At 72.3% G+C, this 25,079-nt stretch carries 24 protein-coding genes and 1 pseudogene; 12 read left to right on the forward strand and 13 right to left on the reverse strand.

The features are described 5' to 3' along the window. The first annotated feature begins 137 nt into the window (after positions 1-137). Positions 138-362 (forward strand): DUF3107 domain-containing protein, encoded by a 225-nt coding sequence (locus HGBR_RS14160; RefSeq protein ID WP_019160004.1) that lies wholly within the window; start codon positions 138-140, stop codon positions 360-362. 305 nt (positions 363-667) lie between these two features. Beyond that, entirely contained in the window at positions 668-2,287 is a 1,620-nt protein-coding gene (locus tag HGBR_RS14165) for a DEAD/DEAH box helicase (protein WP_019160005.1), read from the forward strand. A gap of 184 nt (positions 2,288-2,471) precedes the next feature. Here the strand turns inward: HGBR_RS14165 and HGBR_RS14170 are convergent, their stop codons facing one another. Beyond that, positions 2,472-3,320: a PHP domain-containing protein gene (locus HGBR_RS14170; RefSeq protein WP_019160006.1), complete on the reverse strand. Its 849-nt coding sequence runs from the start codon at positions 3,318-3,320 to the stop codon at positions 2,472-2,474. 64 nt (positions 3,321-3,384) lie between these two features. Here HGBR_RS14170 and HGBR_RS14175 point away from each other — a divergent pair, with 64 nt between their 5' ends. From HGBR_RS14175 to HGBR_RS14195, 5 genes are read left to right on the forward strand one after another with little or no spacing between them, the layout of a single operon-like run. After that, the gene (locus HGBR_RS14175; protein WP_019160007.1) at positions 3,385-4,923 is read left to right on the forward strand and encodes an aminopeptidase P family protein; all 1,539 of its coding nucleotides are present in this window, start codon (positions 3,385-3,387) and stop codon (positions 4,921-4,923) included. Next, positions 4,923-6,131: a P1 family peptidase gene (locus HGBR_RS18215; RefSeq protein WP_019160008.1), complete on the forward strand. Its 1,209-nt coding sequence runs from the start codon at positions 4,923-4,925 to the stop codon at positions 6,129-6,131. Before HGBR_RS14175 ends, HGBR_RS18215 begins: the two co-directional genes overlap by 1 nt. 17 nt (positions 6,132-6,148) lie before the next feature. Next, positions 6,149-7,441 carry a magnesium transporter MgtE N-terminal domain-containing protein gene (locus HGBR_RS14185; protein WP_019160009.1) on the forward strand — a complete coding sequence of 431 codons (1,293 nt, stop codon included), beginning with the start codon at positions 6,149-6,151 and terminating at the stop codon, positions 7,439-7,441. Then, a complete protein-coding gene (locus tag HGBR_RS18220; protein WP_019160010.1) occupies positions 7,428-8,003 on the forward strand; it encodes a DUF1003 domain-containing protein in 576 nt (191 codons plus the stop codon). The genes HGBR_RS14185 and HGBR_RS18220 overlap by 14 nt, the downstream gene beginning before the upstream one ends. Then, complete coding sequence (locus tag HGBR_RS14195) at positions 8,000-9,214, forward strand: Mrp/NBP35 family ATP-binding protein (protein ID WP_019160011.1); 1,215 nt, start codon at positions 8,000-8,002, stop codon at positions 9,212-9,214. The genes HGBR_RS18220 and HGBR_RS14195 overlap by 4 nt, the downstream gene beginning before the upstream one ends. Before the next feature lie 10 nt (positions 9,215-9,224). Here the strand turns inward: HGBR_RS14195 and HGBR_RS14200 are convergent, their stop codons facing one another. Then, a complete protein-coding gene (locus HGBR_RS14200; RefSeq protein ID WP_019160012.1) occupies positions 9,225-9,713 on the reverse strand; it encodes a twin-arginine translocase TatA/TatE family subunit in 489 nt (162 codons plus the stop codon). Positions 9,714-9,782: 69 nt separating this feature from the next. Here HGBR_RS14200 and HGBR_RS19080 point away from each other — a divergent pair, with 69 nt between their 5' ends. Together HGBR_RS19080 and HGBR_RS14210 are read left to right on the forward strand one after the other, a co-directional pair. After that, entirely contained in the window at positions 9,783-10,256 is a 474-nt protein-coding gene (locus tag HGBR_RS19080; RefSeq protein ID WP_019160013.1) for an MGMT family protein, read from the forward strand. A gap of 26 nt (positions 10,257-10,282) precedes the next feature. Further along, on the forward strand, positions 10,283-10,915 hold the full coding sequence (locus HGBR_RS14210; protein ID WP_019160014.1) for an O-methyltransferase: 633 nt from the start codon (positions 10,283-10,285) through the stop codon (positions 10,913-10,915). 72 nt (positions 10,916-10,987) lie between these two features. Here the strand turns inward: HGBR_RS14210 and HGBR_RS19655 are convergent, their stop codons facing one another. From HGBR_RS19655 to dapE, 6 genes are all read right to left on the reverse strand, one after another. Then, the gene (locus tag HGBR_RS19655) at positions 10,988-11,158 is read right to left on the reverse strand and encodes a DUF3117 domain-containing protein (protein WP_019160015.1); all 171 of its coding nucleotides are present in this window, start codon (positions 11,156-11,158) and stop codon (positions 10,988-10,990) included. 88 nt (positions 11,159-11,246) lie between these two features. Then, complete coding sequence (locus HGBR_RS14220) at positions 11,247-12,527, reverse strand: hypothetical protein (protein ID WP_019160016.1); 1,281 nt, start codon at positions 12,525-12,527, stop codon at positions 11,247-11,249. Next, complete coding sequence (locus HGBR_RS19085; protein WP_019160017.1) at positions 12,524-12,925, reverse strand: DivIVA domain-containing protein; 402 nt, start codon at positions 12,923-12,925, stop codon at positions 12,524-12,526. The genes HGBR_RS14220 and HGBR_RS19085 overlap by 4 nt, the downstream gene beginning before the upstream one ends. A 30-nt stretch (positions 12,926-12,955) precedes the next feature. Further along, the gene (folP, locus tag HGBR_RS14230) at positions 12,956-13,855 is read right to left on the reverse strand and encodes a dihydropteroate synthase (RefSeq protein ID WP_019160018.1); all 900 of its coding nucleotides are present in this window, start codon (positions 13,853-13,855) and stop codon (positions 12,956-12,958) included. Further along, complete coding sequence (locus HGBR_RS14235; protein ID WP_019160019.1) at positions 13,852-14,592, reverse strand: LOG family protein; 741 nt, start codon at positions 14,590-14,592, stop codon at positions 13,852-13,854. The genes folP and HGBR_RS14235 overlap by 4 nt, the downstream gene beginning before the upstream one ends. Beyond that, the gene (dapE, locus tag HGBR_RS14240) at positions 14,589-15,734 is read right to left on the reverse strand and encodes a succinyl-diaminopimelate desuccinylase (protein ID WP_019160020.1); all 1,146 of its coding nucleotides are present in this window, start codon (positions 15,732-15,734) and stop codon (positions 14,589-14,591) included. Before dapE ends, HGBR_RS14235 begins: the two co-directional genes overlap by 4 nt. A gap of 44 nt (positions 15,735-15,778) precedes the next feature. On the opposite strand from dapE, the gene dapD reads away from it, so the two are divergent. Next, positions 15,779-16,726, forward strand: a complete 948-nt coding sequence (gene dapD, locus HGBR_RS14245; RefSeq protein WP_026077617.1) for a 2,3,4,5-tetrahydropyridine-2,6-dicarboxylate N-succinyltransferase — start codon at positions 15,779-15,781, stop codon at positions 16,724-16,726. 273 nt (positions 16,727-16,999) lie between these two features. Beyond that, complete coding sequence (locus HGBR_RS18235; RefSeq protein ID WP_019160022.1) at positions 17,000-18,163, forward strand: DUF418 domain-containing protein; 1,164 nt, start codon at positions 17,000-17,002, stop codon at positions 18,161-18,163. A 602-nt stretch (positions 18,164-18,765) separates the two neighbouring features. On the opposite strand, the gene HGBR_RS14255 is transcribed toward HGBR_RS18235, so the two are convergent. From HGBR_RS14255 to fdxA, 3 genes are all read right to left on the reverse strand, one after another. Further along, entirely contained in the window at positions 18,766-20,052 is a 1,287-nt protein-coding gene (locus HGBR_RS14255; RefSeq protein ID WP_019160023.1) for a citrate synthase, read from the reverse strand. Between the two features lie 172 nt (positions 20,053-20,224). After that, positions 20,225-21,346 (reverse strand): succinyldiaminopimelate transaminase, encoded by a 1,122-nt coding sequence (gene dapC, locus HGBR_RS14260; RefSeq protein WP_019160024.1) that lies wholly within the window; start codon positions 21,344-21,346, stop codon positions 20,225-20,227. 5 nt (positions 21,347-21,351) lie between these two features. Continuing rightward, complete coding sequence (gene fdxA / locus HGBR_RS14265; RefSeq protein ID WP_019160025.1) at positions 21,352-21,675, reverse strand: ferredoxin; 324 nt, start codon at positions 21,673-21,675, stop codon at positions 21,352-21,354. A gap of 112 nt (positions 21,676-21,787) precedes the next feature. On the opposite strand from fdxA, the gene HGBR_RS14270 reads away from it, so the two are divergent. Further along, positions 21,788-22,873, forward strand: coding sequence for a hypothetical protein (locus tag HGBR_RS14270; RefSeq protein ID WP_026077618.1), 1,086 nt, complete (start codon positions 21,788-21,790; stop codon positions 22,871-22,873). Here the strand turns inward: HGBR_RS14270 and HGBR_RS14275 are convergent. Next, complete coding sequence (locus tag HGBR_RS14275; RefSeq protein WP_019160026.1) at positions 22,848-24,548, reverse strand: VanW family protein; 1,701 nt, start codon at positions 24,546-24,548, stop codon at positions 22,848-22,850. The two genes, HGBR_RS14270 and HGBR_RS14275, sit on opposite strands and share 26 nt — an antisense overlap. A gap of 67 nt (positions 24,549-24,615) precedes the next feature. After that, positions 24,616-25,079, reverse strand: a pseudogene (locus HGBR_RS20270) (hypothetical protein); the annotation flags it as partial.

A 25,079-nucleotide genomic window follows, 5' to 3' on the forward strand; every position in this document is an offset into this window, starting at 1 on the left:
TTCTCCCTTCGCCGCTGCCCCGCCGTCCCGTCCTCCCACATTCGATCACGCGCCACGGACGCAGTCACGATTCGCGCCCGCGCGGTCCGGGACTAGGCTGAGACCGACCTGTCCCGACTCACGCTCAGGAGTGCACTATGGAGATCAAGATCGGCATGCGCCAGACCAACCGGGAGATCGTGCTCGAGTCCGAGCAGACCCGGGACGACATCACCGCCGCCGTGTCGAAGGCACTGGGCGACGGCGGTGCGCTCACCCTCGACGATGAGAAGGGCCGTCGGGTCATCGTGCCCGTCGACGCGCTCGCATACGTCGAGGTGGGCGAGGAGACCGTCCGCCGAGTGGGCTTCGGCATCGCCTGACCCGCCGCCCGGAATCGGGCACTGCCGCCGCGTGCGTGTATCATCGTCACCAGGCTGCGGCAGTGCCCGCACGGTTCCTTCCGCCCGGACACGCTTCCGGGTCAGGCCCCTCCCTCCCGATCGGTCCGCCCGGTCGTGGGAACGGATGAGCGGCCCGTGTGCGGTCGACTGCGGCCCCGAGCAGCGCCTGTGAGCGCCGCTCTCCCGCCCACGAGCGCGACCCGATCCTTCACTGAATCCTTCGGGCACGCCGGTGGCGCACATGATTCGGAGGTGCTCTTCACGGGGCGCCGTGAGGAGAACCAGTGACCGACACCCAGCAGACCTTCGCCGATTTCGGCGTCGCAGACCCCATCGTCGAGGCCCTGTCCGACGCGGGGATCACCAGCCCCTTCCCCATCCAGGCCATGACCCTGCCCGTCGCCCTGAGCGGCGCGGACATCATCGGCCAGGCCAAGACCGGCACCGGCAAGACGCTGGGCTTCGGCATCCCGCTGCTGCAGCGCGTCATCGCGCCCGGCGAGCCGGATGCGCCCCAGCCGCAGGGCCGCGCACCCCAAGCGCTCGTCGTCGTCCCCACCCGGGAACTGGCGCAGCAGGTCGCCGAGGACCTCATCATCGCCAGCCGGAAGCGTCCGGGCCTGTCGATCATCACGATCTACGGCGGCAAGGCCTTCGAACCCCAGATCGACGCGCTGGCCGCCGGCGTCGACGTCGTCGTGGGCACGCCCGGTCGACTCCTGGACCTCTACGGCCGTCGCGTGCTGCGCCTGAACGACGTGCGCACCGCCGTCTTCGACGAGGCGGACGAGATGCTGGACCTGGGCTTCCTGCCCGATGTCGAGCGCATCGTCGCCGCCCTGCCCACCACGCGCCAGACCATGCTGTTCTCCGCGACGATGCCCGGTGCCGTCATCGCCCTGGCCCGCCGCTACATGTCGCGGCCCACGCACATCCGCGCACACGACCCGTCCGATGAGTCGCAGCTGAACGCGTCGACCCGCCAGTTCGTGTTCCGCGCGCACGCGATGGACAAGTCGGAGATGGTCGCGCGCATCCTCCAGGCGGAGGGCCGTGGGCAGACGATCATCTTCGCCCGCACCAAGCGCACGGCCGACCGGCTGGGCGAGGAGCTGCGCGACCGCGGCTTCGAGGCGCGCGCGCTGCACGGCGACCTCAACCAGCAGATGCGCGAGAAGGCGCTGGCCTCCTTCCGCGACGGCCGCACGACCGTCCTCGTCGCCACGGACGTCGCAGCGCGCGGCATCGACATCGACGACATCACCCACGTCATCAACTACCAGTGCCCGGACGACGAGAAGACCTACGTCCACCGGATCGGCCGCACCGGGCGTGCCGGCCGCACCGGCACCGCGATCACGCTGATCGACTGGGACGATCTGCCCCGCTGGAGCCTCATCGACCGCGCGCTCAACCTGGAGCTGGGCGAGCCGGAGGAGACCTACTCGACCTCCCCGCACCTGTTCGAGGCCCTGGGCATCCCGAAGGGGACGAAGGGCCGCCTCAAGCGCCGTCGCCCCGCAGCGGGCGAGGAGGCCCAGGACACCGGCGCCTCGGACCGTCGCAACCGCTCCGGTCGCGACGGCGACTCCTCCCGCGGCGGCGACCGCGAGCGCTCCGGCGGTCGCAGCCGCTCCCGTCGCCGCACGCGCGGCGGCCGCGACGAGCAGAGCACCGCGCAGGACGGTTCCTCGAGCGGCGGCCCGTCCACCGGCACTGACGCGAACAGCAGTGCGGACTCGCACGACTCCTCGTCGAACGGCACCGTCTCGAACGGCGAGGGACGTCCGCGCCGCAGGCGTCGTCGTCGCGGCGGCAGTGGGCGCGGGAACCAGGAGTCCGGTGCTCCGGCCTCGGCGGTCCAGTCCGGCGACGCCCGCGCCGCGGGCACCGCTGCGGAGTGACCTCCCCGGTCACGCACGGCTGACACGCACGCACGGCTGGCAGCGCACCGACCGCTGACGACGGCGCCCGTCGGGATCCCTTCCGGAGATCCCGACGGGCGCCGTTCGCGTCGGCTCAGGAGATCACTCCGCGCAGGAGGTCCCGCCGCGCGCAGATCCCGTCCGGTCAGCCGAACCCTTCCCGTCAGTCAACCCCGACGGGCGCCGTTCCGGTCGTGCGGTCCAGCAGTGCCATCAGCTGCGAGCGCTCCGTCGTGTTCTCGCCCAGTCGGTTGGGCTTGCCCGTCCCGTGGTAGTCGCTGGAGCCGGTCGTCAGCAGTCCGTGGCGGGCGGCCAGCACCCGCAGGCGCTCTCGGCCGGCCGGCGGGTTGTCGCGATGGTCGATCTCCAGCCCGTCCAGGCCCGCATCGATGATCGCGCGCATGCCCGCGTCCGGCACGACCCGGCCCCGCGCGGCCGCCAACGGATGCGCGAAGACAGCGGCTCCTCCGGCGTCGTGGATCATCCGGATCGCCTCGACGGGCGAGACGACCGGCAGCGCGACGTAGTAGGGGCCGCTGCCGGCCAGCAGCCGCACGAACGCCTCCGACCGGTCCTCGACGACCCCGGCGGCCACGAGCGCGTCCGCGATGTGCGGGCGCCCGATCGTCGCGTCCGGCCCCGCGATCCGCTGGACGTCCTCCCACATGACGGGGAAGTCCTCCGCCAGCCGGTCGACCATGATGCGGCTGCGGGTGAGCCGGTCGTCGCGCGCCTGCTCGACGGTGTGCGTGATCTCCGCCCCCACCGGATCGTGCAGGTAGCAGAGGATGTGGACGCTGATCCCGTCCCAGCGGCAGGAGACCTCCATGCCGCGCACCAGTCCCACGGACGCCCGCTGTGCGGCGTCGACCGCCTCCGGCCACCCGCGCGTCGTGTCGTGGTCCGTCAGGGCGATGACGTCCAGGCCCACGGCCGCGGCCTCGGCCATCAGCTCCGCAGGGGTCTGCGTCCCGTCGGAGAAGCGAGTGTGGGTGTGCAGGTCAGCGCGCATGCCCCCATCGTAGAGCCCGCCGCCGCCCCGGGGCCCGGCCGCCCGCCGCGGCTAGGATGGCGGCATGAGCTCCGATGCAGATGCAGACCTGTCCGACCGCGTCAACAACCGCTCCCATCGCCCCTCGTCGACGGCCTTCCGGGACTTCGTCGCCTCCGGCTGGGATCGCACGCCGCTCACGAACGTCGCTCCCCTGCCGGCCGCCGCGTGGACGCCGGCCCGTCGCGCAGCGGTCTCCCGTCGCTTCCCCGGCGAGCGCGTCGTCGTGCCGGCCGGTCCCCTCAAGGTCCGCTCGAACGACACGGACTACCGCTTCCGCGCCCACTCCGCGTTCATCCACCTGACCGGCCTGGAGACGGAGTCGGAGCCGGATGCGCTGCTGGTCTTCGAACCGGACACCGCCGCCGGCGCACCGGAGTCCGAGGGCCACTCCGTCACCCTGTGGTTCCGTCCGCGGGCGGGTGCGGACACGGAGGAGTTCTTCTCCGACGCCCGCTACGGCGAGTACTGGGTGGGGCCCCGCGACGACCTCGACACGATGAGTGTGCGCACGGGGATCCGCACCGCTGACTCCTCGACCGCAGTGGACGCGATCACGAAGGACCTGGGCTCCGTGTCCGTGCGCGTGGTCCGGGGCGCGGATCAGTCCGTCGAGCAGGCGATCGACGCGGCCCGCGCCCAGGTGGGTGCGGACCAGGACGCCTCGCTGGCCGGCGACGACGAGCTCGCCGAGTTCCTCTCCGAGCTGCGCCTCATCAAGGACGATCACGAGGTGGGCCAGCTGCGCCGGGCGATCGAGATCACCCGCGCGGGCTTCGATCGCGCCGTCGCCTCCCTGCAGGACGCCGTCGCGCACCCCCGCGGCGAGCGCGTCATCGAGACGAGCTTCGAATCCGCCGCCCGCCTGGACGGCTACGGGGTGGGCTACGACACGATCGCGGCGGCCGGCGACCACGCGTGCACACTGCACTGGATCCGCAACGACGGCACTGTCCGTCGCGGCGACCTCGTCCTCCTGGACGCGGGCGCGGAGGCGGACTCCCTCTACACGGCGGACATCACCCGCACCCTGCCCGTCGACGGCGTCTTCACCCCCGTCCAGGGCCGCATCTACGACGCCGTGCTCGAGGCCGCGGACGCCGCCTTCGCGACGGCAGCATCCCACGTCCACGGCCCCGTCCGGTTCCGCGACGTCCACGCCGCCGCGATGGAGGTCATCGCGCAGCGGCTGCACGACTTCGGCCTGCTGCCGGTGAGCGTCGAGGAGTCCCTGTCGGACGCCGGCCAGCAGCACCGGCGGTGGATGGTCCACGGCACCAGCCACCACCTGGGTCTCGACGTCCACGACTGCGCGCAGGCCCGCCGCGACATGTACCTGGACGGTCTGCTGGAGCCCGGCATGGTCTTCACGATCGAGCCCGGCCTCTACTTCAAGGCGGCGGACCGGCTGGTCCCGGAGGAGTTCCGCGGGATCGGCATCCGCATCGAGGACGACGTCCTCGTGACCGAGGACGGGGTGGAGAACCTGTCCGCCGGGTTCCCCCGCACCCGCGCCGAGGTCGAGGCCTGGACCCAGCGCCTGGCACCGGGACGGGCCCACTGATGGGGGCCTCGCCGGCGGTGGACCCGGCCCGACCGGGACCGTTCCGGGAGCCGTTCGGCCGCCTGGTGCCGGGCGGCTCGGTCGTGAGCGTGCCCGGCGTGCGAGTGGGCGCGGCGCAGGCGGTGACGGACGGCTGGCTCACCGGCACGACCGTCCTCCTGCCGCCGGCGGGGACGGTCACGGGCGTCGACGTGCGCGGCGGCGGGCCCGCCGGGCACGAGACGGACGTGCTGGCACCGGGCACGCACTCCCCCGGCGCGGACGCGGTCGTCCTGACCGGCGGCAGCGCGTGGGGGCTGTCCGCCGCGCTGGGCGTCCAGCAGGGTCTGGCCGCGGACGGACGCGGGTTCCCAGCACCGCAGCTGCCCGGCGCCCACGTCCCGATCGTGCCCACGGCCGCGGTGTACGACCTGGGCCGCGGCGACGGGACGCTCAAGCACCCGGGCCCGGAGATGGGGCTCGCGGCCTACCGCAGCGTCCGCGACGAGGGCGGCGACCGTGCCGGCGTCCTGGGTGGCAGGGCACCGGTGCGCGGCAGCGTGGGCGGCGGCACCGGGGCCTTCACCGGTCGCGGTCTGCTGCGCGGCGGCCTGGGATCTGTGTGCCTGCGCACTCGCGGCGGGCACCTGGTCGCGGCGCTCGTCGTCGCGAACCCCATGGGGGATGTGCTGGCACCCTCCGGCCGCCCGCACGCGGACAGCGTGCTGGAGCGCGTGGGACTCGCGGTGCCGCCGGCGCCGGCGGACTGGCTCGAGCGGGCGCTGGCCCTCGACGGCACGGCCCGGGACGCGGTCCTCTCGCCGGCGAACACGACGATCGCCGCGATCGTGACGGATGCCCGGCTGGACGCGGCGCAGACGACCCGGGTGGCGCAGTCCGCGCAGGCCGGCCTGGCGCGGGCGATCCACCCCTCGCACACGCTCTACGACGGGGACACCGTGTTCGCGCTGGCGACCGGGGGCGCACAGCCGGCCCCGGACCCGCAGGAGCTCACGGCGATCAACGCGGCCGCAGCGGATGCGCTGTCGCTCGCGATCGTCGACGCGGTCGCCGCGGCGGCCGCCCACCCGCGCGGTGCGCACGCGCCTGCGGGACGCGATGCGGGAACCGCACCGGAAAGCGGCGCAGCAGCGCCCCGACCTGCGGCGCTGCGCGAGGTCGCCCCGGATCTGGTGGACGCATGGGAGGCGCTGACCACCGCGCCCTGACACGTACGATGGGGTCCATGAGCGTCGCCACCGATCGGATCTTCATCGCGCGCCTGGCCGGGACGAACGTCCTCGATCCCCTGGGGGATCAGGTGGGCCGAGTGCGCGACGCCGTCGTCGTGTACCGCAGCACGCTCAGACGCCCGCCCAAGGTCATCGGCTTCGTCGTCGAAGTGCCCGGACGTCGGCGTGTCTTCGTCCCGATCGGACGGGTCACCAGCATCGATGCGGGCGCCGTCATCACGACGGGCCTGGTGAACATGCGCCGGTTCGTCAAGCGGGCCTCGGAGACGCTCGTCGTGGGCGACCTCCTGGACCAGCGGCTGCTCGCGGGTCCGGACCGCTCCCCCGTCGTCATCGAGGACGTCGCGATCGAGCAGCAGCGCAACCGCGACTGGGAGGTCACACGCCTGTTCGTGCGGAGGGTCAAGGAGCAGCGCACCCCGTTCGACGCCCTGCGCCGCCGCGGGGAGACGATGCAGGTCGACTGGTCGGAGGTCGAGTTCCCGGCGGACTCCTCGACCCTCCAGCGTGCGACCCAGCTCATCGCCGCCTACCACGGCACGAAGCCCGCGGACCTGGCGGACATGCTGCGCGAGCTGGACCTCAAGCGCCGCCTCGAGGTCGTGCGCGAGCTGTCGGACGAGCGGCTGGCCGACGTGCTCGAGGAGCTGCCGGAGGACGACGCGATCGAGATCCTCGACGCGGTGGGCATCGAGCGCTCGGCGATCCTGCTGGAGACCATGCAGCCGGACGACGCGGCGGACCTCCTGGGCGAGCTGTCCGAGGACCGCGCGGAGCGCCTCCTCCAGGCGATGGACGACGAGGAGGCGGAGGACGTCCGCACCCTGCTGTCCTACGACGAGGACACCGCTGGCGGCCTCATGACGACGGAGCCGGTCGTCCTGTCGCCGGAGACCTCGATCGCCGAGGCCCTGGCCCACGTCCGCCGCTCCGAGCTGCCGGCCGCGCTGGCCGCCGCCGTCTTCGTGTGCCGGCAGCCGCTGGAGCCGCCCACCGGCAAGTACCTGGGGCTCGTCCACATCCAGGAGATGCTGCGGCACCCGCCGCACGAGTCCGTGGGCGCGCTCCTGGACACGGAGGTGGAGCCCCTGCCGCCGGAGGCCCCGACCGGTGAGGTCGCGGCCCTGCTGGCGGCCTACAATCTGGTGTCCGTCCCGATCGCGGACGAGGCGGACCGGCTGGTGGGCGTCGTGACGGTCGACGACGTTCTGGACGCGCTGCTGCCGGAGGACTGGCGCGAGCAGCGCGACGAACCACGGGAGGAGGCGGCCGATGGCACGCTCTGACAGACCGGGACTCGACACCCCCCGCAGCGCCCGCAGGCGCCTCCCGCAGGTGGGCATGCCTCCGGACTCGTTCGGGCGGATCGCCGAGGGCATCGCCCGCTTCATGGGCACCCCCATGTTCCTCGTGTGGATGACGGTCATCTGCGCCGTGTGGCTCGCGTGGAACACGCTGGCCCCGGTCGAGATGCAGTTCGACCCGCGCGAGCTCAACTTCACGCTGCTCACCCTCATCCTCTCGCTGCAGGCGTCCTACGCCGCTCCCCTGCTGCTGCTGGCGGACAACCGGTCCGCAGACCGCGATCGCGTCGAGTTCGAGGCCGACCGCCAGCGCGCGGAGCGCAATCTGGCGGACACGGAGTTCCTGGCCCGCGAGGTCGCCAGCCTGCGCGTGGCGATGCGTGAGGTCGCGACCCGTGACTTCATCCGCTCCGAGCTCAAGTCGCTGCTGGAGGAGATGGAGGAGGCGAAGGACGCCGAGGCCCGCCGGACGCACGTGGAGCAGGAGACCGCCGCTGCGGACCGGTCCGTCCCGGTCGACCAGGAGGAGAGGAGCCGCGGATGACCGCCCCGCAGGAGCACGAGTCGCAGGAGAACCGCACTCCGGCCGCCGGCGCACCCGCTGACGGCGCACCAGCGGCCGACACCGTGGACTCCGCGCTGTGGACCGCTCTCGAACGAGTCATCGACCCGGAGCTGCGGCGCCCCATCACGGAGCTGGGCATGGTCGACGCGGCACGCATCGATCCGGACGGGACCGCTCGCGTGCGCGTCCTCCTCACGATCGCGGGCTGCCCCATGCGGCAGACGATCAGCGGCGACGTCCAGGACGCGGCACGTCGGGTCCCGGGCGTCACGGACGTCGACCTGGACCTGGGGGTCATGACCCCGGACCAGCGGAAGGCGCTGCGCGAGCGGCTGCGCGGCGACGGGCATGTGAACCCGTTCGTGCAGCCGGGGAACCTGACCCGGGTGCTGGCCGTGGCCTCGGGCAAGGGCGGTGTGGGCAAGTCCTCCGTGACGGCCAACCTGGCCGCCGCCCTGCACGCGCGGGGCTTGAGCGTGGGCATCCTCGACGCGGACATCCACGGCTTCTCGATCCCGCCCATGCTGGGCGTGGGCGGGAAGCCCACGAAACTCGAGGACATGATCCTCCCCCAGCCCGGCCACGGCGTCGCCGTCATGAGCATCGGCATGTTCGTCGACCCCGGCCAGGCAGTCGTGTGGCGCGGCCCCATGCTCCACCGCGCCATCGAGCAGTTCCTCACGGACGTGTTCTGGGGCGACCTGGACGTGCTGCTGCTGGATCTGCCCCCGGGCACCGGCGACGTCGCGATCTCCGTGGGGCAGCTGCTGCCGGACTCGGAGCTGCTGATCGTCACGACCCCGCAGCACGCTGCCGCGCAGGTGGCTGAACGGGCCGGGGCGCTGGCCACGAGCACCAAGCAGCGGATCGCAGGCGTCATCGAGAACATGTCGTGGATGGTCATGCCGGACGGCAGCCACAACCCGATCTTCGGCGAGGGCGGCGGACGGCAGGTCGCGGAGCGGCTCTCCGACCGGCTGGCCGCCGCCGGCGATCAGACCCACGTCCCGCTGCTGGGGCAGATCCCCCTCGACCCGGTCGTGCGGGCCGGTGCGGATGCGGGCGTCCCGGCCGTGCTGTCGCATCCGGACCAGCCGGGACCGGCCGCGCTGCGGACGATCGCGGACTCGCTGGTGCAGAGCCGCCAGTCGCTGGTGGGACGCAACCTGGGGCTCAGCCCGCAGGGATGACGGCCGGGGGTCAGGTGGCTTCCGGGTCGAAGGGTGCGGGGCCGCCCTTCTGACGCAGCGCCACCTGCGTGCGGTGGCGCTCCAGCGGGGTGAGCCCCGGCAGGTCCTCGACGCTGGGCATCGCCGACGCCCCACCGGCTGCGGCGGTCGCACCGGCCGCGGTGGCGGCAGCACCGGTTCCGGACGATCCCGAGGTCGTGGTGCCGGTGGTGCCGGAGCGACGGCGCTCCTCGCGGATCGCGCGGTCCTCCTCTGCGAGGGCCTCACGGACGATGCGGCGCGGGTCGTACTGGCGCGGGTCCAGGGACTTCCAGTCGTACCCGTCGAGGTCCGCCCCGAAGTCCTTCTTGACGGTCTCCTTCGCCCCCTCCGCCTTGCGTCGGAAGCTGCGGACGAAGTCCCGCAGCATCGCGGCGTACTCCGGCAGACGCTGGGGGCCGATGACGAAGAGGGCAACAATGATGAGGATGACCATCTCGAATCCATTGATGCCGAACATGCACTCGATCCTACCAATCGGGAGTGCGCCTCCCGGCCCCCACCACGGGTGCATGAGAGGATGCGGCGCATGGACGAGTTGCAGGTGGAGCGCGTGCTGCGCGCCGTCGAGTCCATTCCCGCCGGCGAGGCGCTGCCGTACGGGCGGGTGGGCCGCGCGGCCGGTGCGTCCGCACGCTTCGTGGGGCGCGTCATGAGCGTCCACGGGGCGACCGTGGCCTGGTGGCGGGTGCCGAACGCCCGCGGGGAGTTCCCTCCCCCGCTGCGAGCGCGCGCCCTGCCGCACCTGCGGGAGGAGGACACGCCCCTGCGGGCGGACGGCCGGATCGACCTGCGTCTCGCCGCGCCGCACCCGGACGACTACGCCCGCAGCGTCGACATGGCGCTCGCGGACCTGGAGGGCTCCGGTCCGGCGGATCCGAACGACGCGCCCCGGGGCACGGCCGCGGATCCCGACGACACGGTCGACGATCCGGAGGACGCAGTCGCTGATCCGGAGGACGCGACCGGGCAGAGCGCGGACCGGACCGCCGGCCGGGACTAGACTGACCGCACCGAGAGGAGTCACGCATGTCCCGCGATTGGGCCGCCAATGCGCGGATGGCAGAGCAGTACAACGGCACCGACGCCGTGGACGACGCCGCGCGCTCGATCGCGCAGGAGCACCGGCGCCGGCCGCTGCCGCCCACCTCCAGCGCGACGCTCACGTTCCTCACCTCCCTGCTGAACCCCGCCGCCGCGATCGAGGTGGGCACCGGCACGGGCGCGGGCACCCTTGCGCTGCTGCGCGGGATGAGCCGCTCCGGCATCCTCACGTCGATCGACACGGACGCGGAGGCGCAGGCGGTCGCCCGGGAGCTCATCGTCCACGCGGATCTGGCCGGTCACCGGGTGCGGATGATCACGGGGCGCGCGGAGGACGTGCTGGCACGACTGTCAGTGGCCGCCTACGACCTCGTCCACGTCGACGCGGGTCCCCTCCACGCACCGGCCGTCGTGCCGCTGGCCCTCGAGCGGCTGGAGCCCGGTGGCGTCCTCATCCTCGATCAGGCTCTGCTGGGCGGCGCGGTCGCGGACCCGACGGTCCGCACGCCCCGCGTCCGCGCGCTGCGGGAGCTGCTGCAGGGGCTGGCCCGGCGGGGCGACCTCACCCGTCTGCTCCTGCCCATCGACGACGGGATGCTGGTGCTTCGGAAGCACTGACCCCGCCGCAGACGACACCGGCCCCCGCTCGCTCACGCGTGCGGGGGCCGGGATGCGCCTGGGCCGTGGGGCTCAGTCCCCGAGCGCCTCTGCGAGGGTGTCGCGGAGCGCCGTCGCCTCATCCGGGCTGATCTCGATGACGAGACGTCCGCCTCCTTCGACGGGCAGCCGCAGCACCATGCTGCGGCCCTCCTTGGTCACCTCGAGAGGTCCATCGCCCGTGCGGGGCTTCTGTGCTGCCATGGGAGCATCCCTTCACATCGAAAAGCTGTCAGACACGATTATCCACCATCCGCACGGAATCCGCCTGTTCCGCCGTCATCCGAGCGCGTCACGGCGGCAGATCGCCGGGCGGGGTGAAGTGCCACAGCCACCCCACCCAGACGACCTGGAGGACGGCGAAGGCGCTCAGCACGAAGGTCCGGGCCGCCCAGGACCGCGAGACCGCGAGCGCCAGGGCCAGCGGGAACAGGGGCAGCAGGAGCCGCAGCGTCGAGGTCTGCGGGGTGAAGAAGAGGAGCAGATAGATCCCGTAGCCCCAGCAGAACTGCTGCATCGTCGACCCCATCGTCCGCCCGGCCGGCGACACGAGCAGCGCGATCATCCCGGCCACCAGGACGAGGAGGCCCACGACGCTGAGCGGACCCAGCCACCGCTCCCCGGCGGTCACCCACTGGGTGAGGATGTGCGTCTCCCCGGTGTGCCACGCCGCCTCCGTGTCCGTGTACGCGGTGAGCGACCCGGTCCGGATCCAGGCGTGGAGGGGGTGGGCGAGCGCGGCGACGCAGGAGAGGACGCCCAGGGTCCACGACGTGAGGACCTCGCGGAGCGGATAGGGCTCCGTTCCCCTGCGGCGGAAGCGGCTGATGAGGTGGATGAGGAGGAAGAACGCGACGGCCACGCCGATCGGCCGTGACAGCGCCAGGAGGAACACAGGGCCGATCGCCCAGAGGTACTGGCGGCGCACGATCAGCAGGAGGACCACCGCCTGCAGCAGCAGCGCCAGGGATTCCGCGTACGCGGTGCTGAGGATGGGCGAGGCCGGGAAGAAGAGGACGAGCGCCAGCCCCATGAGCGCACGGCCGTGGGTCGTGACGGAGCGGAAGAGGATGAGGATCACGATCGCCGCCGCCGCGGCCATGACGGTCGAGAGGACGGGGGCGACCGTGTCGAAGTCCGCTCCGGTCAGGGCGGACAGGTCGCGGACCATGAGGGGGTGCAGAGGGTAGAACGCCCACTGGTTCTGCGCGATCTCGCCGGTCTCGTACACCGGCAGCGCGGTCGGGTAGCCCTCCTCTGCGATCCGCCTGTACCAGCCGCCGTCCCAGAAGTTGAGGAAGTCGTTGAGTGAGGTCCGCGTGCCGGTCGTCCACGGCGAGTCCGGCTGCGTGCGCACGACCATCGCCATGATGCCCAGCGCCATGAGGCGGGACACGAGGTAGACCGCCAGCGCCTGCAGCCACACCGGCAGGGTGAGGACGGCGCGCGCGGCGCGGACCAGGTGCGTGCGGTCGAAGAGGCGCGGCAGCACGACCGGTGCGACCTCACCCGGCGGCAGCGGGGGCTCCCGGCGGCCGGACCGGTGCGCCCGCATCGACGCGGCCGCGGTCACGAGTCGGTGCGCGGGCCGGGTGCGGTGTCAGGGCCGGGTGCGGCCTGCGCGCCGGGTGCGGAATCCGCCGAGGTGCGCGGAGCCGCCGACGTGTGCGGAGCCGCCGACGTGTGCGGAGCCGCCGACGTGCGGGGTGCCGCGTCCTCGAGCTCCGCGATGCGGGCCGTCAGGACCTCCATCGCCCGGTCGACCTCTGCAGGGCGGTATCCCCACAGGACCGGGGTGAAGCGGATCGCCCGCAGATCCGCCGCGCCGGCGTCCGCGGGCGCACGGTCCACTCGCGGGAGGTCGGGCTCGTCCTGCTCCATCGCGCCGTCGAAGACTCCGCGGGAACCCGCGACCGCCACGACGAGGACGAAGACAGCTGCACACACTCCGAGGATGATCCACACCGGCATGGGTTCATCGTCTCACAGCGCGCGGTGCCGTCAGCGCAGGCCGCGCACGCTGCGCATCGGCTCCGCCTCGCCGGTGATGGCCCCGATCATGCGGATCGTGTCGACGGTCTCCGCGACATCGTGCGCGCGGATGACGGAGACGCCGTGCTCGACCGCGTACGCCGTCGCCGCCAGGGTCGCCGGCAGACGGGCGGCCGGTGTCGTCGCATCGACGGACTCGCCGATGAAGTCCTTCCGCGAGATCGCCAGCAGCACCGGCATCCCCTGTCCGGCGAAGCGCGCGATGCTCCGCAGCAGCAGGAGCGACTGGCGGGTGTTCTTCCCGAAGTCAGGTGTGGGGTCCAGGAGGATCCGTTCCGCCGGGATGCCCGCCTCCCGCGCGCGCCGGGCCAGCGTGAGGACGCCGCTCAGAGCATGATCCACCACGTCGTCCGGCAGCAGGCCGTAGCGGTTCCGGTGGGCGTCCGTCCGCGGGTCCAGCCCGCCGGTGTGCGAGCAGACCAGGCCGGCCCCGGCCTCGGCGGCGACGGTCGGCAGCTCCGGGTCCGCACCCGCCCACGTGTCGTTCACGATGCGGGCGCCCGCGGCGACCGCGGCCCGGGCGACCGGTGCGCGGTACGTGTCCGCGGAGATGACGAGGCCCGGCAGCTGGGAGTGGATCGCCTCGATGATGGGGCAGACGAGGTCGATCTCCTCCTCCACGCCCACGTGGGGGCCGCGGCCGGCGCGCACGCCTCCGATGTCGACGATCGCGGCGCCCGCCTCCTGCGCGTGGGCTGCGGCGCGGACCGCCGAGCCCGCGGTGGGCTCGGAGACGTGGAAGGAGTCGACGGACCGGTTGATGACCGCCATGACGACGGGTCGGCCCGCCCGCGCCTCCAGCGGCCCGATCCGCAGCGGCCCGGGCCGCCCGGCCGCCGGAGAGCTCATGCAGCGGTCTCCGGCGGCAGGCAGTCGCCCAGTGCGGCGAGGGCCTCTTCCGCCGTGTCGACGACGGTGAAGAGATCGACGTCCGCGGGCGCGATGACCCCGCGCTCCACGAGCGTCGTGCGGATCCACTCGACGAGTCCGCCCCAGAACCCACTGCCCACGAGGACGATAGGGAACCGGGTGATCGTGCCCGTCTGGACGAGCGTGAGCGCCTCGAAGAGCTCGTCGAGCGTGCCGAAGCCGCCGGGCATGACGACGAAGCCGCGCGAGTACTTGACGAACATCGTCTTGCGGACGAAGAAGTAGCGGAACTCGATGCCCAGATTCACGTGGTCGTTGAGACCGGCCTCGAACGGCAGCTCGATGCCCAGGCCCACGGACACGCCGTCGGCCTGGGCCGCACCCCGGTTGCCGGCCTCCATGATGCCCGGTCCCCCACCGGTGATGACGCCCACGCCGCGGGACGCGATCCCCCGGGCGATCTCGACGGCGAGTGCGTGCTCGTCCGTCCCCTCCCCCAGCCGGGCGGAGCCGAACACCGCGACGGCGGGCCCCAGCTCGGCGAGGGTGCCGAAGCCCTCAACGAACTCCGCCTGGATCCGCAGGACCCGCCACGGGTCCGAGTGCGCCCAGTCCGTGCCGGTGTCGCGGTTCAGCAGCCGCTGGTCCGACGTCCAGTCCGGGACCTGCGCCCCGCGCAGCGTGACAGCGCCCTTGATGCGGCTGCGCTCCGTCATCCCGCGCTCCCCGCCGCAGCCGGCTGCAGGAAGGCGAGGAGGGCGCGGGTGGCGGCCACGACCTCGGCGGTGGGGACGTGCTCGTCCGCGCGGTGCGCGAACAGCGGGTCGCCGGGACCGAAGTTGAGGGCGGGGATGCCCAGCGCACTGAAGCGGGCGACGTCCGTCCACCCCAGCTTGGGGGCGACCGTCCCGCCCACCGCGGCCGCGAACTGGGCGGCGATGGGGCGGTCGAGGCCGGGGCGGGCGCCCTCGGACAGGTCGACGACGCGCAGCCCGTGGCCGGGGAAGAGGCCGCGCAGGTGCTCCTCCGCCTGCCGGCCCGTGGTCGAGGGGGCGAAGCGGTAGTTGACGAGGACGGTGCACTCGTCCGGGACGACGTTGCCGGCGACTCCCCCGCTGATGCCCACGGCGGACAGCGACTCGCGGTAGTCGAGGCCGTCGACCGTGACCGTCTGCGGCTCGTACTCCGCGAGCGTGCTGAGGATGGGAGCGGCGGCGTGGATCGCGTTGACGCCCATGAAGGCGCGGGCGGAGTGGGCGCGGACGCCGGTCGTCGTGACCTCGACGCGGATCGTGCCGTTGCAGCCGCCCTCGATGCCCGCGTTGGACGGCTCGCCCAGGATCGCGAGGTCCGCGGCCAGCAGCTCCGGGTGGTTCCGAGCCAGGCGGCCCAGCCCGTTGAGCGACGCGTCGACCTCTTCATGGTCGTAGAACACCCAGGTGACGTCGCGGGAGGGTTCCCGCAGCGCGTGCGCGACGGCCAGCTGCATCGCGACACCGGCCTTCATGTCGCAGGCACCGCGGCCCCACACGACCTCGCGTCCGTCCACCATGCGGCGGCGGGAGGGCACGTTGTCCTCGATCGGGACCGTGTCGAGGTGCCCGGCGACGAGGACCCGCTCGTCCCGGCCCAGCTCCGTGCGCGCGATGAGCGCATCGCCGTCGCGCACGATCGTGAGTGCGGGCCCGTCGCCTGAGGAGATCGACCGGAGGACGGCCTCGACCGCGTCCGCGATGCGACGCTCGTCACCGGAGACGGACGGCAGGTCGCACAGCCGGGCGGTCAGTTCGACGGGGTCGTCGCAGGCGGCCAGCAGGCCCGCCGCATCCTGGTCAGCGATCGAGGGGGTGGAGGTCATGCCGCCAGCCTACCGGGGGCGCCCCGCCCGGTAGGCTGGGACGCATGACAGCACGATTCGCAGCAGGCGTGGGCCTGCGCACGACCCATGGCAGCGACGTCCTCTCCGTCTGGTACCCGGCACCGGTCCTGGGCACCTCCGCCGAGGCCGCCCAGACCTCCGCGCAGAGCGCGCTCAGCACCGCTGACCTCGAGGCTCTGGCGGGCGCGGACGAGGCGCGCGGCACCGCGACGGACGTCGTCACGACCGTCATCGACCTGGACGAGGCCCCGGCGGACGCCGCGGACGGCTACCTGCGCCTCCACGCGCTCTCGCACCGCCTCGTCACCCCCAACTCGATCAGCCTCGACGGCCTGTTCGGGAAGCTCACGAACGTCGTGTGGACGTCCTCGGGCGCGTGCGCGGTCGAGGGCTTCGACGTCGTGCGCGCGAAGCTGATGGCCCGCGACGGCCAGGTCGCCGTGTACGGGGTCGACAAGTTCCCCCGCATGACGGACTTCGTCGTCCCCTCCGGTGTGCGGATCGGCGACGCGGACCGCGTGCGCCTGGGCGCGCACCTGGCCGAGGGGACCGTCGTCATGCACGAGGGCTTCGTGAACTTCAACGCGGGCACCCTGGGCTCGGCGATGATCGAGGGGCGCATCTCGCAGGGCGTCGTCGTGGGCGACGGCACGGACGTGGGCGGCGGCGCCTCGATCATGGGCACCCTGTCCGGCGGCAACTCGCTGCGCATCACGGTGGGCGCGGGCACCCTGCTGGGCGCGAACTCCGGCATCGGCATCTCGCTGGGCGACAACTGCATCGTCGAGGCGGGCCTCTACGTGACCGCCGGGACCCCGGTGGCACTGGTCGAGGAGCGCGGACGCGTCGTCAAGGCGATCGAGCTGTCCGGCGCGGACGGCGTCCTGCTGCGCCGCAACGGCCGCACCGGCGGTGTCGAGGCGCTGGCGCGCACGGACCGCGGCATCGAGCTCAACCCCGACCTGCACTGAGTCGGTGAGGGGCGGTGGGGGCGTTCGTGCGCTGAGCGTCGTGCGCGGAGCGTCCCGCGCCCCGTTCCCGCGTGAGACGGTGGGTCCATGAGTACGGACCCGCCCTCTCACGCGTCTGCACCCACTCATTCTGTGCCGCCCGCGCATGGTGTGCCACCTGCGCAGCAGCCGCCGCGGCCTGGCCCACCTGCTCAGCAGCCGCAGCCCGGCCCGCCTGCACCGCCCGCGCAACCGCTCCCCCGCGCGCTGGCCCCGGACCTGGCCCGGGGCTTCATGCTCCTCCTCATCGCGATCGCGAATGTCTCGTGGCACCTGTGGGGCCACCCCACCGGCCTCATGTCCGCGCATCCCACGGACGGCGGGCCGCTCGACACCGCGCTGGCCGCAGTCTCACTCGTCTTCATCGACGGGCGCATCTACCCCATGTTCGCGTTCCTCTTCGGCTACGGCATGGTCCAGTTCGCCCGGTCCCGGGGCACCCGCGGCTTCCCGGACCGCATCGTCGACCGGATGCTGCTGCGGCGGCACCTCTGGCTGCTGGTGTTCGGGTTCGTGCACGCGCTGCTGCTGTTCAACGGAGACATCCTGGGCGCGTACGGACTCACGGGGCTCATCCTGGGGGCAGCACTCTTCCGGCGCTCCGACAAGGCACTGCGCATCACGTCGTGGGTGCTGGCCGGCGCCCTCCTGCTCTTCGCGCTGGGCGGCCTCGTCATCGGGCTCCTCATGCTCCTCCTGCCCGCGGAGGTGCAGGAGGAGATCTCCCGGTCGACGGAGGCGGGCGGATCGATCACGGACATGATCTCCGGACAGTCGAACTACGCACTGGCCGCCCTCATCCGTGCGGGGATGTGGATCGGGACGACGATCGGCAGCGTCCTCATGCTCACGATCCCGCTGGCCATGGTGCTGGGATGGATCGCCGCCCGGCGCGGTCTGCTGGACGATCCCGCCGCGCACCGGCGCACGCTGGTCCGCATCGCCGTCTGGGGCATCGCGATCGGAGCCCTGGGCGGACTGCCCACCGCGCTCGCGTTCACGGGCGTCCTGCCCGTGCCGGCCATGAACAGCTGGATGCTCTCCGGCTTCGATCAGCTCACGGGTGTGGCCGGCGGCGCCGGGTACGCCGCGGCTTTCGGCCTGCTCGCGCTGCGGATCGGCTCGCGGCCCGGTCGCATCACCGCAGCCGTCGCCGGCGTGGGCCGCCGGTCGCTCAGCTTCTACCTGCTCCAGTCCGTCCTCTTCGCCCCGCTGCTGACGGCGTGGGGCTTCGGCCTGGGACAGCACGTGGGGACGGCGATCGCCTTCGCGATCGCGGTGGGCGTGTGGCTGCTGTCCGTGGTCATCGCGGCCGTGATGGACGCACGGAACGCCCGCGGACCGGCGGAGAGGCTGCTGCGCCGCCTCACATACGGACCCCACGACCCGGCACGGTGACACGTCCCCGCGAGGACGCGGAACGGCCGATGCCAGTGTGAGTCCGGTCCGGCCACCCGCACACTCTCATCCACGCACCTGCGCTCTCCCATCCGACCAATCGCGCCTCCACTGCGTTGAGGTGTACGTACAGGCCTCATTCCAAGCGAATTCGGGGCGTGGACGTACACCTCAACGAGTTGTGGGACGCCGCGCGTCCCCGTGGGACGCGTCAGGAGTCGCCCGCAACCGCATTCCCGGCTCTGCACAGCGTGCCGCGATTCAGGTTGCGTTTCACAGACCGATTCGGTCTGTGAAACGCAACGTGAGTCGCGGGGCGGACACTCGTGTCGGCGTGTGTGGCCTTCAGGCCACCCCTCGCGTCCCCGCGGGGACGTGCGGTACGTGACACTCGTCCGCGCGGGGACGTGCGGTACGTGACACTCGTCCGCGCGGGGACGTGCGGTACGGCCCTGGATCCCCACGTGGGTGGGAGTCCAGGGCCGTTCGTGCGTTGGGACCGCGTCGTGCGATGGGACCACGGCGTGCGGTCAGACCGCGGCGGTCAGCGCGTCAGCACGTCTCTGCCGGCGCGGAGCGCCCAGGCGCTTGCGCGGTGAGCCTCAGCGCTTGTCGGCGGGCACGTACGAGCGCGCGGCGGAACCGGTGTAGATCTGGCGCGGACGGCCGATCTTCGTCTCCGGGTCCTTCGCGGCCTCGCGCCACTGGGCGATCCAGCCCGGCAGGCGACCCACGGCGAACAGCACGGTGAACATGTTCGTGGGGAAGCCCAGCGCCTTGTAGATGAGGCCGGTGTAGAAGTCGACGTTCGGATACAGCTTCCGCTCGACGAAGTAGTCGTCGGCCAGCGCGATCTCCTCGAGGCTCTTGGCCAGCTCGAGCATCTCGTCGTTGCCGCCCAGCTTCTCCAGGACCTCGTCCGCCGTCTTCTTGATGATCGTAGCGCGCGGATCGTAGTTCTTGTAGACGCGGTGACCGAAGCCCATGAGGCGGACGCCGTCCTCCTTGTTCTTCACCCGCTCCATGAACTTCGCGGGGCCATCGTCCGACCGCTGGATCTCCTCGAGCATCTCGAGGACCGCGGAGTTGGCGCCGCCGTGCAGCGGACCTGCCAGCGCGTTGATGCCGGCGGAGATCGACTGGTAGAGGTTCGCCTGCGACGAGCCCACGAGGCGGACGGTCGAGGTCGAGCAGTTCTGCTCGTGGTCCGCGTGCAGGATGAAGAGCTGGTCGAGCGCGCGCAGCGCCAGCGGGTCGATCTCGTACGGCTCCGAGGGGAAGCCGAAGTTCACGCGGAGGAAGTTCTCCACGAGGCCCAGGTCGTTGTCCGGGAACACGACCGGCAGGCCCTCCGAGTGGCGGTGCGCGAACGCCGCGATCGTGGGCATCTTCGCCAGGAGGCGCGCGGTCGAGATGTCGATCTGCTCCTCGTCCGTGACGGAGAGGCTGCCCTGGTAGAAGGTCGACAGCGCGGCGATCGCGGACGACACCATGGGCATGGGGTGCGCGTCGTAGGGGAAGGCCTGGAAGAACCGGCGCATGTCCTCGTGCAGCAGCGTGTGCTCGCGCAGCGTCGAATCGAAGTCCGCCAGCTGCTGCGGTGTGGGCAGCTCGCCGTAGATGAGCAGGTAGGACACCTCGACGAACGACGACTTCTCCGTCAACTCCGCGATGTCGTAGCCGCGGTAGCGGAGGATGCCCTCATCCCCGTCGATGTACGTGATCGCCGACGACAGCGACGCGGTGTTCGCGAAACCGGGATCGTAGGTGACCTGACCCGTCGAGCTCAGCAGCGAGTTGATCCGCAGACCGTCGTTGCCCTCCACGGCCTCGACGAGGTCGAGTTCCAGCTCCTGGTCGCTCGTGCGAAGCACAGCATCCTTCGTCATGCGGGTACCTCTCATCTTCGTGTCCCGGCGGTGGCCGGGCTTGGATGTTCCCCAGCAGAAGCTGAGTATGGATTCAAAGTCTTCTGCAGACTAGCCGAACTGTCCGCACGGCACGAAATCACCGGGCGAGGGTGTATAATACGCCAATCGCGCCCGGCGACCCGCTGCCGCGTCAGCCGCGCAGGCGGTCCGCCGCCTCCCGGATCACGTCGTCCGACGCCGTGAGGGCGATGCGCACGTGGCGCGCGCCGGCCTCGCCGTAGAACGCACCGGGACCGGCGATGATCCCCCGCTGCGCGAGGGCCTCGATCGTGTCCCAGCAGTCCTCGTCCCGGGTCGCCCACAGGTAGAGACCCGCCTCCGAATGATCGATGCGCACGCCGAAGGCCTCGACCGCCGGACGCAGCACCGCGCGCCGGGCGCGGTAGTGCTCCTTCTGCTCCCGGACATGCTCTTCGTCCTGCAGCGCCGCGATCGCGGCGGCCTGCACGGGCCCCGGCATGATCATCCCCGCGTGCTTGCGCGCAGTGGTGAGCGGCCCCACGAGAGCCGGGTCGCCTGCGAGGAACGCGGCGCGGTAGCCGGCCAGATTGGACTGCTTCGACAGGGAGTACACGGACAGCACGCCCGTGTGGTCCTCGCCCACGACGCGGGGGTCGAGGATGCCGGGTGCGGTCTCCTCGCCCTCCCAACCCAGGCGCGCGTAGCACTCGTCCGAGGCGAGGACGACGCCGGCCTCCCGCGTCCGCTGGACGACCGCCCGCAGCGTCGCGGGGTCGAGCACGCGGCCGGTGGGATTGCCCGGCGAGTTGATCCACAGAAGACCCACGCCCTCCAGGGACGCTCCGGCCACGATGTCGTCGACGTCCAGCACCCGCGCCTCGACACCGGCGAGCGTCGCCCCCATCGCGTAGGTGGGGTACGCCGCGGCCGGATGCGCGACCGCCAGACCCCGACCGGCCAGACCCAGGAGGGTGGGCAGCCAGGCGACGGCCTCCTTCGAGCCCACGAGCGGCAGCACCTGCGTCGCGGGATCGAGGGTCGCACCGAAGACCCGGGCGTACCAGTCCGCGATCGCACCGCGCAGCTGCGGGGTGCCCGCGGTCGCGGGGTAGCCGGGCCAGTCCGCGGCGGCGGCCAGCGCCTCGCGGATGACGGGCGGGGTGGGATCGACGGGCGTGCCGATCGACAGGTCGCAGACGCCGCCGGGGTGCGCGTCCGCGGTCGCGCGGTAGGGCGCGAGGGTGTCCCACGGGTAGTCGGGCAGGGACAGGCCGAATCCCGTCTGCGTCACGGGGCTCAGTCCTGGTTCTGCGGGGGCAGGGCTGCGATGATCGGGTGATCGGTCCCCGTGTTGCCCACCTTCGCGGCGCCGCCGGGCGAGCCCAGATCGTCGAAGAAGTCCACGTTGGCGGTGTAGTACTCCGCCCACTCCTCCGGCACATCGTCCTCGTAGTAGATCGCCTCGACCGGGCAGACCGGCTCGCAGGCCCCGCAGTCCACGCACTCATCGGGGTGGATGTAGAGCATCCGCTCGCCCTCGTAGATGCAGTCCACGGGACATTCGTCGATGCACGCCTTGTCCTTGAGGTCCACACACGGCTGCGCGATGACGTATGTCACTGTCACTTCTCCTATGGCTCCGGATCCACTCCTCACCAGGGTACTCCCCTAGAGTGGAGTGGCCCCACCCCCGTCGCGCACCGCGACGAACAGTCGAAGCAGAGGTCAGTCCATGGAGCTGCGTCCCGGAATCCGCGTCGTCCTGAGGTACCGCAGTGGCGACGGGGCGACGGACGCGCTGGGACTCGTCGACGACGTGACGGAACTCACCGTCACGGTGCGGACGAAGCGCGGACCGGTCGTCGTCGACCGGGAGTCGATCCTCGTCGCCCACGAGGTCCCGCCCGCACCGGTCCGCACGGGACAACCGCACCGGACCCTGTCCGCCGTCGACCTGCGCCGCATCTCCGCCGCCGCCTGGCTCCCCCCGCAGAGCACGTGGCTCCACGCGGACAACGTGCGCGCGGAGGCGGAGGGGTCGACCGACTTCGTCCAGACCGGCTGGCTGCTGCGGGCGGAAGCGGACTCGCCCTCGCGCCGGGCGTCCTCCGCCCTGCCGCTCGACGCGCCGGGGATGCCCGCCGCACAGGCCCTCGACGCCGTCGAGGCCTGGTATGCCGCGCGCGGGCTGAGCCCTCAGATCCAGATCTACTCCGCGGATGCGGGTGCCGCGCTCGACCCCGCCTGCGCGGAGCTGGGGCCGCTGCTGCGCGAGCGCGGGTTCACCCCCTCGGCTCCGGTCCTCCTGCTGACGGGGGCCACGCGCGAGGCCGCCGCCGGTGCGACCCGTGCGACGGACGCGGCGCTGCCCGGCCTCACGATCCACGTGGAGGACGAGCCGTCGGAGGATCTCGTGACAGCTCTGGGGCGCGATCCGCAGGCGCCCGACCGCGCGGCGTTCACCCGCCTGCTCACCTCCGGCGAGCAGGTCCAGTTCGTGTCCGCGTGGGCGCATCATCCGGACGGCTCGCGCAGCCCGGTCGCCGCGTGCCGACTGGCGGAGGTGAATCGCTGGGCGGTCGTGACGAACCTCGTCACGCACCCCCGGCTGCGCCGTCGCGGTGCCGGCCGCGCGACCGTGCGCGCCGCGCTCGCGACCGCCGCCGCCGGGGCGTGCGCTCCTACCTCGTCGATGTGGAGGCGGACAACACGGCGTCCCTGGCCCTCTTCGAGTCTGTGGGCGCGACGGTCGCCCAGCGCAGCTGGTACGCCCGCCGCTGACGATCGCCCAGTCAGTCCTCGCAGACGACGCGGTTGACCGGCCGGTAGACGGTCGTGAAGTCGTCCTCCTGCACGACGTCCCCGCTGTCCGCGTCGCGGATCGTGCGATAGATCGTGATGGACCAGCCCTCCCCCGGTGACTGCGGGGTGCAGGACGGGCCGGATTCCCGCACCGTGCCCGGCGAGGTGTAGGCGAAGCGGTCGGAGGCGCCGGCCTCGACCTCGACCGTCTTGACGCCCAGCACGCGGGCGTGGACTTCGCCCCCGGACAGGCTCATGTCCAGCACGACCGGCTCGTCGGAGGTGTTCGTGAACTTGAGGTCGATCGACGTCCAGTCGATCGTCGTCTCGCGGCCCTCCGGATAGCGGGAGATGTAGCGCGAGTGCGCTCGGTGCTCGTCCAGGTCGAAGCCCGCGAAGAACGCGGCGTTGAACAGAGTCGTCGACACCTGCGAGATCCCGCCGCCGTAGTCCTCCTTCATCTGGCCGTCCATGATGACGCCCGCCGGCTTGTAGCCGTTCGCGGCGGTCCGCTGACCCAGCGTCTCGTTGAGGGAGAACTGCTCACCGGGCAGCAGCACGGTGCCCCTCACCCGGTCCGTCGACACGCGCAGGTTCGTGTCACGGTTGGGGTCGGAGTCGTACGAGGTGGAGAACTCCGCGATCGTGTCGGAGAAGTCCGCGTCCTCCGCGTCCTCCGTCGTGAACTCCGGCTCCTCCTCCGTCAGCTCGATCTCCCCACTGCGGTCGTCCGCGGTCATCGCCTCTGCGACCGCATCCGCCACCGCGTCCTCCTCCGCGCCCAGACCACTGGAGGCCGGCACGACCGTGAGGTCGTCGCCGTCGATGTCGAAGCTCGCGTCCGTGGGGGCCTGGCCCACGTCCGGGTTCGCCTCGAAGACCGCCTCCGTGAGAGCGCCGGCGTCGAGAACCGGGGCGAGCGTCCCGTCCTGCGGCTCGAACGACAGGAGACCGGCGATCGTCTGCGCGGGCACCTCCATCTCCTGCGTCTCCCCGTCCGGGTCCGTCGCCTCGAGGGTCACGGCGTCGGAGACCGCGGGCTCGGCCACATCCGACCGCACCCGCTCCGCCTCCTCCGTCGTGATGTCCGGCTCCGTGGCGACCGGATCGACGGTCACCTCGTCCGCGCGCAGCCACTGCTGCTCGATCGCCTCGCGCAGGGCGGCATCCGCTACGACGATCCCGTCCTCGCCCTTCGTCACGATCGCGGCCCGGTCCTCGTCGTACTCGAGCTGCGCGTCGACGGGCTCCAGGGTGAGGTCCTCCGCCGTCGACTCCAGCACGGGCCCCAGCGCGTCCTCGTCGATGTCGAGGACCGGCGCGATCTCCTCGTCCTCGAAGAGGCGCGACCAGACGACGCGGGGGTCCAGGGAGAATCCCAGGGCGGAGTCGACGGTCGCGTCGATGTCGACGCCCAGTCCCGCGTCCTCCGGGTCGAAGGTCGCGGACGATTCGCCCGCGACGACGGCCACCTCCTGCTGCGGGGTCTCCCCCAGACCGTCGGTCAGCGCGGTCGCCGCCTGCTCACGGTCCATCCCGCCGATGTCGACGCCCATCGACTGCGCACCGGACGGGGCCGCGGTGGACTGCCACGCGGCCAGCAGCACGTACGCGCCGGCCAGCAGGACGGCGACGGCCGAGCCGATGATGAGCCACCACGGCCTCGTCCTGCCTGCGGTCTCCTGTGTCATGCGCGGCGTCCTGCACTTCCCGATCCGGTGCCAGCGGCGGGCACCGCTGGAGATCACGAGAAATGTACTACACGCGCCGCCGCGCGGGACGCACGAAGACGATGACGGCCGCCAGCAGCATGGGGGCGAAGAGCCACGTGAGCGAACGCAGCGAGCCGGTCACGATGAGGTCCTGCCCCGGCCACAGCTGCGGCTGGGCGAACGCGAAGCTCACGATCGACACGACCGCGGCGAGGGTGACGGTCACGATCGTCGACCGGTAGAGCGCGGTGATGTGCCACAGCGCGGCGATCGTCAGCAGCAGCGACAATCCCAGCCCCCACGGGAGGATGACCGGCTGGCCCGCGATCGCGACGGCGGTCGCGTTGAGGTGCTGGAGGGATCCCAGCAGGCCGACGACGAGGCCGATGACGAGCGCGTGGAGGCACCCGCCCAGCGTCGCCGTCCAGCTCTCGTCCGTCTTCTTCCGCCGAGGCCGCAGTCGCTGACCGTCCCCCTCGCCCCCCGCTGCGGTGGGGTCCGGGTCCCCCG

The sequence above is a fragment of the Brevibacterium senegalense genome, assembly GCF_000285835.1.
Taxonomy (GTDB): Bacteria; Actinomycetota; Actinomycetes; order Actinomycetales; family Brevibacteriaceae; genus Brevibacterium; species Brevibacterium senegalense.